The sequence below is a fragment of the Duganella rivi genome (assembly GCF_009857435.1).
In the GTDB taxonomy this organism is placed as follows: domain Bacteria; phylum Pseudomonadota; class Gammaproteobacteria; order Burkholderiales; family Burkholderiaceae_D; genus Rugamonas; species Rugamonas rivi.
Genome location: NZ_WWCK01000002.1, coordinates 801,864 through 814,995 on the forward strand (window position 1 = coordinate 801,864; position 13,132 = coordinate 814,995).

General features: G+C 60.2%; 9 protein-coding genes. 8 read left to right on the forward strand and 1 reads right to left on the reverse strand.

All coding sequences use genetic code 11. From position 1 onward, the window contains the following. The first annotated feature begins 92 nt into the window (after positions 1–92). Positions 93–1,595, forward strand: a complete 1,503-nt coding sequence (locus GTP45_RS08170; RefSeq protein WP_161013343.1) for an AMP nucleosidase — start codon at positions 93–95, stop codon at positions 1,593–1,595. A 2-nt stretch (positions 1,596–1,597) separates the two neighbouring features. Here the strand turns inward: GTP45_RS08170 and GTP45_RS28365 are convergent, their stop codons facing one another. Next, positions 1,598–2,233 carry a PEPxxWA-CTERM sorting domain-containing protein gene (locus GTP45_RS28365; protein ID WP_217363323.1) on the reverse strand — a complete coding sequence of 212 codons (636 nt, stop codon included), beginning with the start codon at positions 2,231–2,233 and terminating at the stop codon, positions 1,598–1,600. Between the two features lie 277 nt (positions 2,234–2,510). Here GTP45_RS28365 and GTP45_RS08180 point away from each other — a divergent pair, with 277 nt between their 5' ends. The 7 genes from GTP45_RS08180 to GTP45_RS08210 all read left to right on the forward strand — a co-directional run bounded on the left by GTP45_RS08180 (position 2,511) and on the right by GTP45_RS08210 (position 13,111). Beyond that, positions 2,511–5,144, forward strand: a complete 2,634-nt coding sequence (locus GTP45_RS08180) for a TonB-dependent receptor (protein ID WP_161013344.1) — start codon at positions 2,511–2,513, stop codon at positions 5,142–5,144. Between the two features lie 70 nt (positions 5,145–5,214). Then, positions 5,215–6,567, forward strand: a complete 1,353-nt coding sequence (locus GTP45_RS08185; protein WP_161013345.1) for an MFS transporter — start codon at positions 5,215–5,217, stop codon at positions 6,565–6,567. 16 nt (positions 6,568–6,583) lie between these two features. Then, positions 6,584–7,531 carry a glycoside hydrolase family 43 protein gene (locus GTP45_RS08190; RefSeq protein ID WP_161013346.1) on the forward strand — a complete coding sequence of 316 codons (948 nt, stop codon included), beginning with the start codon at positions 6,584–6,586 and terminating at the stop codon, positions 7,529–7,531. A 75-nt stretch (positions 7,532–7,606) separates the two neighbouring features. Next, entirely contained in the window at positions 7,607–8,665 is a 1,059-nt protein-coding gene (locus tag GTP45_RS08195) for an aldose epimerase family protein (RefSeq protein ID WP_161013347.1), read from the forward strand. Between the two features lie 130 nt (positions 8,666–8,795). After that, entirely contained in the window at positions 8,796–10,538 is a 1,743-nt protein-coding gene (locus tag GTP45_RS08200; RefSeq protein WP_161013348.1) for an IlvD/Edd family dehydratase, read from the forward strand. A 15-nt stretch (positions 10,539–10,553) separates the two neighbouring features. Continuing rightward, positions 10,554–11,546, forward strand: coding sequence for an AraD1 family protein (gene araD1 / locus GTP45_RS08205; RefSeq protein ID WP_161013349.1), 993 nt, complete (start codon positions 10,554–10,556; stop codon positions 11,544–11,546). Next, a complete protein-coding gene (locus GTP45_RS08210) occupies positions 11,543–13,111 on the forward strand; it encodes an aldehyde dehydrogenase (NADP(+)) (protein WP_161013350.1) in 1,569 nt (522 codons plus the stop codon). Before araD1 ends, GTP45_RS08210 begins: the two co-directional genes overlap by 4 nt. Positions 13,112–13,132 lie beyond the last annotated feature (21 nt).

A 13,132-nucleotide genomic window follows, 5' to 3' on the forward strand; every position in this document is an offset into this window, starting at 1 on the left:
ACGGTACGACAGATGGTTCCCCTAGGGGATGAATGCAAGTTCTGCTTACAGCCTTTACAATAGGACATACGAGCCGAAACTAAAGGAGTCGCATGTCTACGCACCGCCCATTCATCGCCCCCATGCAGTTTGACGACGCCCAAGCGGCTTATGACCAAGTGCAGGCCATTTACGACACCAACATCGCTTACCTGCGCGACGCGATGAAGCGCTTTGTGGCCGGAGAAAACGTCGGTGACCACGTGCGCGCCTGCTACCCGTTTGTGCGGGTTCACACGGATACCGTGGCGCGCGCCGATTCGCGGTTGGCGTTTGGCTTTGTGGCCGGCCCAGGCACCTACGAAACCACGCTGACGCGGCCCGACCTGTTCGCGCGCTACTACCTCCAGCAATTCAAACTGCTGCTGAAGAATCACGGCAGCCACCACGTCAAGATTGAAGTCGGCACCAGTTCGCAGCCGATTCCGATTCACTTCTCGTTCGCCGAACATGAGCACATCGAAGGCAGCCTGACCGCAGAACGCCGCCTGCTGATGCGCGATGTGTTCGACCTGCCTAATTTGGCGGCAATGGACGACGGCATCGCCAACGGCACCCACGAGCCGCCGCCGGGCGAAGCACAGCCGCTATCGCTGTTCACCGCGCCGCGCGTGGACTACTCGCTGCTACGCTTGCGCCACTACACCGGCACTTCGTGCGAGCATTTCCAGAAGTTTGTCCTGTTCACCAACTACCAGTTCTATATCGACGAATTTATCCGGCTTGGACATGAGCTGATGGCCAATCCATCCGACGCGCCGGGTGACGATTACATCGCCTTCGTTGAACCAGGCAACCTGGTCACGCGCCGCGTGGGCCAGTCGGTGCAGCCGGGCGACGCGCTGGGCGCCGCGCCGCCGCGCATGCCGCAAATGCCGGGTTATCACCTGATACGCGCCGACGGCACCGGCATCTCAATGGTCAATATCGGCGTCGGCCCGGCCAATGCCAAGACCATCACCGACCACATTGCGGTGCTGCGTCCGCACGCATGGCTGATGCTGGGCCACTGCGCGGGCCTGCGCAACACGCAGGAACTGGGCGACTACGTGCTGGCACACGGCTACGTGCGCGAAGATCACGTGCTCGATGAAGACCTGCCGCTGTGGGTGCCGATTCCGCCACTGGCCGAGGTGCAGGTAGCGATTGAGGCGGCGGTGGCGGAAGTCACGCAACTGACCGGCCATGATCTCAAGCGCGTGATGCGCACCGGGACAGTGGCCAGCACCGACAACCGCAACTGGGAACTGATGCCGCAGCGGACGCCGGAGCGCCGCTTCAGCCAAAGCAGGGCGATTGCGCTCGATATGGAAAGCGCGACGATTGCGGCCAACGGCTTCCGCTTCCGCGTCCCTTACGGCACGCTGCTGTGCGTGAGCGATAAGCCGATGCACGGCGAGATCAAGCTGCCGGGCATGGCCAACCAGTTCTACCGCGACCGCGTCGACCAGCACCTGCGCATCGGCATCCGCGCGATGGAACTGCTGCGCGCCTTGGGCGTGGACAAACTCCACTCCCGCAAACTGCGCAGCTTCACCGAGGTGGCGTTCCAGTAGGTCTAGCGCCTGGAGCGCCGGCGCGCGCCGGCAACCAGGCCCAGGCCTGCCAGCAGCATGGCCCAAGTGGTGGGTTCTGGCACCGGTGTGGCGTTGAAGGTGACTTCATCGACGAACATCCAGCTTCCGGGGACGCCTGGTGTCGCCGTGATGCGCAGCTGGTCGGCGGTCACGCTCAGGCCTGTGAAGGTGTAGAACGCGTGCGGGCCGGAGTCGTAAGGGCTGGCGTCGTTGCTGCTGCTGGCAGGGTTGCTGATGGTGGCCTGATGTACCCAGCTACTACCCACATAAGCCCACAGGTCGAAGGAGGGCAGCACCACGTCGCCCAAGTTATCCTGCGTGCTGCCAACGCTGACCGATGAGAAGTTCATCGCCGAGGCAAACTGGAAGGTGATGTTCACGCTTGGTACGCCCAGCCAGCCGGCCCATTCCTTGCCCTCGTTGTAGGCCCATCCTCGATTGCCAACCGTGCCGTCAGTGAGCTTGGTGTAGTTGGGATCGTGGTAGCACCAGGTGCCGCAGGAAGTGTTTTGATCGAAGGTATAACTCGGTGCTGCGGCGTGGGCCGGATTGATTTGTCCGACCGTTACCAGTGTTGTCAGCGCCAGCGCGCCTAGCAGCTGTTGTTTTTTACTCATATTTTTCTCCCGGTTGAGTTCGTGTACTGCGGCTTTCAGATTAGCAGCCACTGTCCAAAATGAAAGTAGTTTTATCTTTCTGGTATCAGGTGGTGCAAATTTGCAACGACTTAGTTCACTGTTGCAAGTGAGGTAGCGCTTCCACTGGCCTCGATATCTTTTTCGGTATCGAAAATCGCCAAAAATTGATTGGTTTGTTTTTTCTCCAGCCCCTAAGATTTGTTACCGAGAACTGCTATCACGCAGCTCTCTAGAAAACAGATAACACTGGAGACCTATGAACTACAACGTATCCGGGGCTTGCGAGCCTCAGGCAAAGCATCGTCTCGTCCTGAAATCCGGCGTCGCCGTGCTGGCCGCCGCAGGCCTGTTGAGCGCCTTCCCAGTTCTGGCGCAAGAAGCGTCCACCGCCCCGGCAGCCGAAGTGTCCGAGCAGTCCACCGTCACTGTGACCGGCGTGCGCCGCGCCGCGCAGAGCGCGCAGAAGATCAAGAAGGATGCCGACAATGTGATCGACTCCATCGTCGCGGACGACATCGGCAAATTCCCGGATACGAACGTGGCCGAAACGCTGGCCCGCGTCACCGGCGTGCAAGTGCGCCGCGACGGCGGCGAAGCCAACACGGTTTTGATTCGTGGTCTGCCAGGTATCGCCACGCTGCTGAATGGCCGCGAGATGTTCAGCACCATCGGCCGCTACATCCAGTTGGCCGATATCCCATCGACCATGCTGCAACGCGTGGACGTGTACAAATCGCAGAGCGCCGATTTGCCGGAAGGCGGCATCGCCGGCGTGATCGACGTGCGCACTAACCGTCCGTTCGACTTCAAGGGCTTCACCGCCGTGGTCAATGGCGGCGCCACCAACAACTCGCTGGCCGAGCGCACCGACCCGAATGTCAGCGGCATGATCTCGAACCGCTGGAAAACCGACATCGGTGAATTCGGTGCATTGTTCGGCGTATCGTATCTGCGCAATCACTACACCGAAGAACGCGTGTTCAACACCAAGCCGATTGACAAGAGCTGGCTGCTGCCCAAGCTGACCGGCCCTGACCTGGTCGGCCTCGAAAGCATTAAGGGCGACCGTCGCCGCAGTGCCGCCAACTACGCTTTGCAATGGAAGCCGAACAGCGACGTTGAGCTTTATGCAGAAGGCCTGAGCTCGCACTATCTGAACAACTTCGAGACCGATTTCTTTGTCGGCCTGCCATGGTGGGGCCCTGGCGATCAAATGAGCGCCACCAAGATCCCGGGCACCGACCAGCTGCAAACGCTGAATTCGCACAACGTCAACACCATCATGTCGACCCAGGCCAACCGCGCCAGCAACGTGACCCAGCAGCACGCCATCGGCGGCCGCTGGAACGCCGCGCCAGGCCTGCGCCTGAGCAGCGAGATCGCCCGCACGCTGTCGGATTTCGATTGGCAGAATCCTATTCTCGATACGCTCACCACAGTACCTAACGCCACGGTGAACACCAATGTCGGCGGCAGCTCCTACGTGGCTTACGGCGGCATGAACCTGAACGATCCGACCAAGTACAACCTGCAGGCGCTGTTCGACCGTTACGGCCACGACCAAGGCGCTTCGACCGACTGGCGCGCCGATGGCACGTACACCTTGCAGGATGAGGGCTTGTTCAAGGACTTCGGCTTCGGTGTGCGCGCCGCCAAGCGTACCGCCGCCTCGATCAAGTCGTTCGAAGGTTCGGTGCCGGCGCCGGCCGGTGTGCAAGCTAGCTCGCTGCCGGGCATGAACTGCACCGCGCAGATGCAAAACAACTGGGGCACGACCTCGTGGTACACGCCGTGCGCCAGCTACCTGATTTCCAACACCGCCGATGTGCGCAAGGCCGTCACCGGCAGCAGCGCCGCCAAGGCGATCGATCCGGGCTCGTTCTTCGCCGACGAAGAAAAGAACTACGCCTTGTACGGCAAAGCGCACCTGGGCTGGGAGACCGCCGGCATTCCTATCGACGGCACGATCGGCATGCGTATCACCAAGACCGATTCGGACTTGCTCGGTAATTCGCAGGCCAACGGCGCCTATGTGCTGACGTCGAAAACGTCGAGCGATACGTCCTACCTGCCGAGCGCTAACTTCAAGGCGTCGCTGCGCGATGACGTGATTGCGCGCTTCTCGGTGACCAAGACGCTGACCCGTCCAGATTTCGCACAACTGAATCCGGGCACCGCGTACATCACGCCTAACGGCACCACGGTGCTGGCGACGGCGTCGGGCGGTAATCCAGACTTGAAGCCATTCACGGCGCGTAACTACGACGGTTCGCTCGAATACTACTTCTCATCGACCGGCATGGCCAGCCTCGCGTTGTTCCGCCACGAGTTCAAAGGCTACATCATGAACAAGGTGGTGAAGGAGACTTTCAACGGCGTGACTTTTGACACCACCCGTCCGTTCAATACGGATGACGGCTACCTGCAAGGCGCCGAGGTATCGTACCGCTCCTTCTTCGACAAGCTGCCGGGTTGGCTGGGCGGCTTCGGCGTGGAGGCGAATGCGACCTACACCCAGGGAGAAACCAGCTCGTCGAGCAATCCAGACTTGAACGGCAAACCGTTTGCCGGCATGTCGAAATGGTCGTACAACGTGGTTGGCCTGTACGAGAAGTACGGCGTGTCGGCCCGTCTGGCCTACAACTGGCGCTCGAAGTTCACGCAGGTCTACAATGACGGCGGCCCAGGCTTGGACTTGATCGCATCGGCGATGTCGTCGCTGGATGGTTCGCTGGGCTACAAGATCAACGAGAATACGTCGATCACGCTGACCGGCACCAATCTGCTCAACTTCAAGTACACCGACTACTGGACTAACAAGGCACTGTATCCACGCGATACGCGCAAGTATGATCGCTCGGTAGGCTTGTTCTTGAACTGGAAGATCTAAGTTCGTTGCTCTTTAATGGCCGCGTCCCCGCTTGAGCGAGGGCGCGGCCTCGCACTTTGAGGTAATCACGATGTCGAATCAAAAAATGTCGGTGCTGGAGAAAATCGGTTTTGGCGCGGGCGATATGGCGCTGAACGTGGTGATCTCGTCGATGATGCTGATCATTACCTTCTTCTACACCGATATCTACGGCTTGAAGACCACTGATCTGGCGCTGATGTTCGGTGTCGTCAAATTTGTCGGCGCGATGGCGGATCTGGTGATGGGCCAGATCACCGACCGCATCACCACGCGCTGGGGGCGTTATCGTCCATGGCTGCTGTTGCTGGCCGTGCCTTACGGCGTCAGCGTGTTCTTCGTTTTCCTTACGCCGGATTGGGGCTACAGCGCCAAGCTGGTTTGGGCATACTCGACCTACATCATCATGACCATCATGACGGCAGGCGTCGGCATTCCTTACATCTCACTGCCTAGCGTGCTGTCCAAAGATCCGCAGGAGACCTTGTCGGCCAACGGCTACCGCCTGTTCTTCGCCAAGATCGGCGCCTTCATGGTGACAGTGATTGTGCCGTTGCTGTCCGAACGTCTCGGCAACGGCAATGCGGCCGCCGGCTACGAGTTGGCCATGGCCGTGATGGCGGCGATGGGCGTGGCGCTGTTCCTGTTCTGCTTCTTCACGACGAAGGAACGCGTCCAGCACGAGATCAAGCGCCAGCCGCTGTGGGAGCAGATCAAGGTCTTGGTGCGCAATGACCAGTGGCTGATTCTGTGCGGTGTGTGCGTGACCGGCACCGTGGGTTACGTGCTGCGCGGCTCGGTGGCGATTTACTACGCCAAGTATTATCTGCACGCCGACGCGGCCACCATCTCGGCTTTCCTTTCCACCGGCGTGGTGGCGGCCATCTTGTCGATGATCGCTTCGACCTGGATCACCAAGTTCTATTGCAAGATCAAGTTGTTCCGCTGGACGCAGATCGCGGTAGGCGTGATCAGCGCCGCGATCTACTTCTTCGTCAAGCCGGGCGACGTGGTGCTGGCGTTTGCGCTGTACTTCCTGCTGTCTTTTGTGGTGGACTTGCATGCGCCGGTGTTCTGGTCAGCCATCGCCGAGACCATCGACTACGGCGTGGTCAAGACCGGCAAACGCGTTTCCGGCTTCGCTTTCGGCGGCATTTCGGTGTGCCAGAAGGCGGGCATGGGTATCGCCGGCATCGTGGTTGGACAACTGCTGGCGTACTTCGCCTATGTGCCTAACGTGGAGCAAACCGCGTTCGCATTGCACGGCATCGTCTTGATGATGACGCTAATTCCTGGTTTCTTCCACACCGTCATGGGCCTGTTGATGTTCAAGTACCGTATCAACGACGGCTACTACGCGCAGGTCAAACAGGAGATGGGAGCGAAAGGCTATGTGGCAGTCTAATTTTATGGAAATTGAAATGGAAAACATCCTCACTCCGCTGATCGAGCAGCGCGCCGATCCGCATATCTACCGCCACACCGATGGCTATTACTACTTCGTCGCCTCGGTGCCGGAGTACGACCGCATTGAACTGCGCCGCGCGAAAACCATCGCCGGCCTGGCCGATGCGGAGAAGGTCAACGTCTGGTACAAGCCTGACACCGGCCCTTACAGCGAATTGATTTGGGCGCCGGAACTGCACTTCAACGACGGCGCCTGGTACGTCTACTTCGCCGCCGCGCCTAGCCGCGAGATCAAGTACAAGCTGTTCCAGCACCGCATGTACGCGATCAGCACCGCCGCCGCCAATCCGCTGGAAGGCGAGTGGGAGTTCAAGGGCCAGATCGATACCGGCATCGACACCTTCTGCCTTGACGCCACCACCTTCACCCACAAGGGCCAGCTGTACTACGTGTGGGCGCAGAAGGACAACGCCATCGAGGGCAATTCCAACATCTACATCGCGCCGATGAAAACGCCGTGGCAGCTGGGCGGTGCGCCGGTCATGCTGAGCAAGCCGGAATTCGATTGGGAGATCCGCGGCTTCTGGGTCAACGAGGGCCCGTCCATCCTGAAAAAGAACGGCAAAATCTTCCTCAGCTATTCGGCCAGCGCCACGGATGAGAACTACGCCATGGGCCTGCTGTGGGCGGACGAAAACGCCGATGTGATGGATCCGGCATCGTGGACCAAATCGAAAGAGCCGGTGCTGCAGACCTGCTTCGATCACAAAGTCTATGGCCCCGGCCATAACAGCTTCACGGTTGGAGATGATGGCGAAACCGTGATGTTGGTTTATCATGCACGCACCTACACTGAGATTATCGGCGACCCGCTGTGGAATCCAGACCGTCACACCTACGTTAAACCGCTGAAGTGGGACGAGCAGGGTATGCCCGTATTCGGAAAGCCGTCGATCGCCTGATCATCCGCGCGAACGCACCAATTCCGGCGGCCGAGCAGGGGAACCTCTCGGCCGCCTTGTCATTAGAGAGTCAACATGCAAGCAACGATCACTGAATCCCCATTTGGCAAACTGCCCGACGGCCGCGAGGCCACGCTTTACACCCTGACCAACGCCAACGGCATGATCGCCAAGATCAGCAACCTTGGCGGCGTGATCGTGGAACTGCACGTGCCGGATCGCGACGGCGTGCTGGCCGATGTCTGCCACGGCTACGATAACGTCGACGCCTATCTGGGCGAGTCGCATTTCTTCGGTGCGCTGGTGGGCCGCTACGGCAACCGCATCGCCAACGGCCGCTTCACGCTGGACGGCCTGACTTACCAGCTGGACGTGAACAACGGCGCCAATCACCTGCACGGCGGCAGCGGTGGCTTCCATCGCCAGCTGTGGGAGGCCGAAACCTTCAACACGCCGAAGTCGGTCGGTGTAATCCTGACTTATCTGAGCATAGACGGCGACCAAGGCTATCCCGGCACCGCCGAAGTCACCGCCATCTACGAACTGCGCGACAATAACGAATTGCGTATCGCCTTCCACGCCGTTGCCGACAAGGCCACGCCGATGAATCTGACCAATCACGCTTACTTTAACCTGGCCGGCCATGGCGATATTCTCGGCCACGAGTTGACCATTCCGGCCGACGCGTACACGCCGGTCGATGCGGGCCTGATCCCGGACGGCCCGCCGGCGCCGGTGGCCGGCACGCCGTTCGACTTCCGCACCGCCACCGACATCGGTGCACGCATCGATCAAAAGGATGAGCAGCTGGGCTACGGCGCGGGCTACGATCACAACTTCGTACTGAATAAATCGGAGCCGGGCAAGCTGGAAGTGTCGGCCCGCGTGTTCGATCCCTCGTCGGGCCGTGTGCTGGAAGTGCTGTCGCAGGAGCCTGGCATCCAGTTCTACAGCGGGAACTTCCTCGGCGACTCGATCAAGGGAAAAGGGCGCATCTACGGTTATCGCAGCGGCATTTGCCTCGAACCGCAGCACTTCCCGGATTCGCCGAATCGTCCTGACTTTCCATCGACCATTTTGCGTCCGGGTGAGGAGTACACCACGGTCATGGCTTACAAGTTCAGTATCGCTTAGTCATATCAATTTCGGTATCGATATCGATAAACAATTTATTGGAAAGTTATCTCAGTCCGCCTTAGTATGCCTTATCGATGCGGGGGCATGATATTCACGTCCCCGCACAGGAAAAACTGAGGAGAAATGCATGTCTGAGAATGACAAAAAGGTGAAGCTGCGCTCCGCCGAGTGGTTTGGTACGCAAGACAAAAACGGCTTCATGTACCGTAGCTGGATGAAGAATCAGGGCATCCCTGATCACGAATTTGAAGGCAAGCCGATTATCGGCATCTGCAACACCTGGTCTGAACTGACTCCTTGTAACGCGCATTTCCGCAAGCTGGCGGAACACGTCAAGCGCGGCATCTACGAAGCCGGCGGCTTCCCAGTTGAATTCCCAGTTTTCTCCAATGGCGAATCGAACCTGCGTCCAACCGCCATGTTGACCCGTAACCTGGCGTCGATGGACGTGGAAGAATCGATCCGCGGTAATCCGATGGACGGCGTGGTGCTGCTGGTCGGCTGCGACAAGACCACTCCGGCGCTGCTGATGGGCGCTGCCTCGGTGGATATCCCGACCATCGTCGTTACCGGCGGCCCTATGCTGAACGGTAAACTGAACGGCAAAAATATCGGCTCCGGCACCGCTGTCTGGCAGCTGCATGAACAAGTTAAAGCCGGTGAAATCTCGATGCACGAGTTCATTGGCGCGGAAGCGGGCCACTCGCGTTCTGCCGGTACTTGCAACACCATGGGCACCGCATCGACCATGGCCTGCATGGCCGAATCGCTGGGCACCTCGCTGCCGCACAACGCCGCCATCCCTGCCGTGGATGCGCGCCGTTACGTGCTGGCCCATATGTCCGGCATCCGCATCGTGGAGATGGTGAAGCAGGATCTGAAGCTGTCGAAGATCCTGACCAAAGAGAATTTTGAAAACGCGATCCGCGTCAATGCCGCTATCGGTGGTTCGACCAACGCCGTGATCCACTTGAAGGCCATCGCCGGCCGTATTGGTGTCGATCTGGAACTGGAAGACTGGACGCGCGTAGGCCGCGGCACCCCGACCATCGTCGACTTGCTGCCTTCGGGCCGCTTCCTGATGGAAGAGTTCTACTACGCCGGCGGCCTGCCGGGCGTGATCCGCCGCATGGGCGACGGTAACATCCTGCCGCATCCGAACGCGCTGACCGTCAACGGCAAGACTATCTGGGAAAACTGCCAGGACGCGCCGATCTACGACGCAGAAGTGATCCGCACGCTGGATAACCCGATCCGCAAGGACGGCGGCATCTGCATCTTGCGCGGCAACCTGGCGCCGCGCGGCGCGGTGCTAAAACCATCGGCAGCGACGCCGGAACTGATGCAGCATCGCGGCAAGGCCGTGGTGTTTGAAGACTTTGAACACTACAAGTCGCGCATCATGGATCCTGATCTGGATGTCGATAAAGACTCCATCCTGGTGATGAAAAACTGCGGCCCGAAAGGTTATCCAGGCATGGCGGAAGTGGGCAATATGGGCCTGCCGCCGAAGTTGCTGGCAGCCGGTGTGAAAGACATGGTGCGTATCTCGGATGCGCGCATGAGCGGTACGGCATATGGCACCGTGGTGCTGCACGTAGCGCCGGAAGCCATGGCAGGCGGCCCGCTGGGCATCGTCAAAGACGGCGACTACATCACGCTGGACTGCGCAGGCGGTCAATTGAATCTGGAGATTTCGGACGAAGAAATGGCGGCACGCCAGGCTGTCCGCGTTCAAGGCAGCGCACCGGGGCCGAAGACCGGCTACCAGCAGCTGTACATCGAACACGTGCTGCAAGCCGACGAAGGCTGCGACTTCGACTTCCTGGTCGGCAAGCGCGGTTCGGCCGTGCCGCGCCACTCGCACTAATCCCGGAGACTCCTCATGCTACTCGTACAATTTAAAAATGAACAAGGCGCGCGCAAGGTCGGCGTGCTGGAAGATAAAACCATCCGCATCATCGACGGCTACAGCACCACTTACGCGCTGGCCCAGGATGCGATCCGTAAGTCGGTTGGCCTGGCTGCGCTGGCGGAAAAAGCCATCGGCGCGCAAACCACCTCGTTTGAAGCCGTTGCGGCGGCAGGCCGCCTGCTGTCGCCGCTCGATCACAGCGACGATGCGCACACCTACGTTACCGGCACCGGCCTGACCCACTTGGGCAGCGCCGACACCCGCGACGCCATGCACAAGAAAATCGGCGGCGATGTTGAATCGCTGAGCGATTCGATGAAGATGTTCCGCATGGGCGTTGAAGGCGGCAAGCCTGCGCCAGGTACGGCGGGTGTGCAGCCGGAATGGTTCTACAAGGGCGACGGCTCGATCGTTGCAGCCAGCGGCCAGGATTTGAATATGCCGGACTTCGCGCTGGACGGCGGTGAAGAGCCGGAAGTGGCCGGCCTGTATGTGATCGGCGACGACGGCCAGCCTTACCGTGTCGGCTTCGCCATCGGTAACGAGTTCTCGGATCACGTGACCGAGCGCCAGAACTACCTGTACCTCGCGCATTCCAAACTGCGCGTCTGCGGCCTTGGCCCGGCGCTGCTGGTGGGCGAGGCGCCGGCCAGCATCGAGGGCACCTCGCGCATCTACGATAAAGAGGGCAAGGTACGCTGGCAGAAGCCGTTCTTCAGCGGCGAGCAGAATATGTCGCACACCATCGCCAATCTTGAGCATCACCACTTCAAGTATGCGCTGTTCAAGCGTCCGGGCGACGTGCATGTGCACTTCTTCGGCACCGCGACCTTGAGCGTGGCCGATAACATCTCGGTGCAGCCGGGTGAAACGTTTGAAATCGAATCGCCGCAATTCGGCCCGGCGCTGCGCAACAAACTGGCCGTATTCAAAACCGAAGTCGCCAAGGTGAAGGCATTATGATCATCTCCGGCGATGCACTGATTGGCGGTCAGACCGTTAAAGGCACCGGCGCGGGCGTCCGCGCTTACAACCCGGCCACGCAGCAGGTAATCGAGCCCGAATTCCGTACCGTGGATGCGGCGCAGATTGACCGGGCTTGCCGCCTGGCTGATGAAGCTTTCGATACCTTCCGCGCGCTGAGCGACGAAAAGCGCGCGGTCTTCCTCGAAACCATTGCTGACCAAATTATGGAACTCGGCGATGTGTTGATCGAACGCGTCATGGCTGAAACCAGCCTGCCGCGTCCACGTGTGGAGGGCGAGCGCGCCCGCACCGTCGGCCAGCTCAAACTGTTTGCCAACTTGCTGCGCGAAGGCTCCTGGCACGATGTGCGCTTTGACAAAGCGCTGCCGGATCGGACGCCGCCGCGTCCCGACCTGCGCATGCGCATGATCGGCCTTGGCCCTGTGGCGGTTTTCGCTGCCAGTAACTTCCCGTTGGCTTTTTCTGTCGCAGGCGGCGATACCGCGTCGGCGCTGGCTGCCGGCTGCCCGGTGGTGCTGAAGGCGCACTTTGCGCATCCAGGCACTTCGGAGCTGGTGGGGCGCGCAGTCGTTAAAGCGGTTGAGATTTGCGGCCTGCCTGCCGGCGTGTTCTCGCTGCTGACCGGCGTTGGCAATGATCTCGGCATTGAGCTGGTGCGCCATCCTGCCATCAAGGCGGTTGGCTTTACCGGTTCGCGCGGCGGCGGCTTGGCGCTGATGGCCGCTGCGGCTGCGCGCCCGGTGCCGATTCCGGTGTATGCCGAAATGAGTTCGATCAATCCGGTGTTCCTGCTGCCGCAGGCACTGAAGAATCGCGCGGAAGATATCGCCGCCGGTTTCGCTGCCTCGCTGACTTTGGGCGTGGGGCAGATGTGCACCAATCCTGGTTTGGTGCTGGCCTTGGCCGGCCCTGACCTGGATCGCTTTACCGCTGCTGCGTCGCAGGCGCTGGCTGGTGGTGCGGCGTGCTCGATGCTGTCGCCGGGGATTGCAGGTAATTTCGCTCGCGGTGTGAATCAGCTGGCGGAGCATACGGATGTGAAGACGCTGGCCTTGGCGCCGCAGGCGGAAGGCAAGGGCGCTCCGGCGTTCTTCGTGTCGTCGGCTGATGCGTTCTTGTCGCAGCACGCTTTGCAGGAAGAGGTTTTTGGCCCGGCGTCGCTGCTGGTGGTGTGCAAGGACGTGGCCGAGCTGCGCGCTGTTACGGACAAGCTGGAAGGCCAGCTGACCGCCACGCTGCAAATGGACGAAGGCGATCTGGAAGCTGCGCAAGCGCTGCTGCCGGTATTGGAACGCAAGGTTGGCCGTATCTTGGCCAACGGCTATCCAACCGGCGTGGAAGTGTGCAGCGCGATGGTGCACGGCGGCCCGTTCCCATCGACCTCGGATGGGCGCAGCACCTCGGTCGGTACGGGCGCAATCACGCGCTTCCTGCGTCCGGTGTGCTACCAGAACCTGTCGCAAGCCTTGCTGCCTGAAGTCCTGCGCGACAACGGCTCGGCCAAATGGCTGCGCCGCGATGGCGAATTGACTCGCAACTAAAAAAAACAAACCGGAGACTGT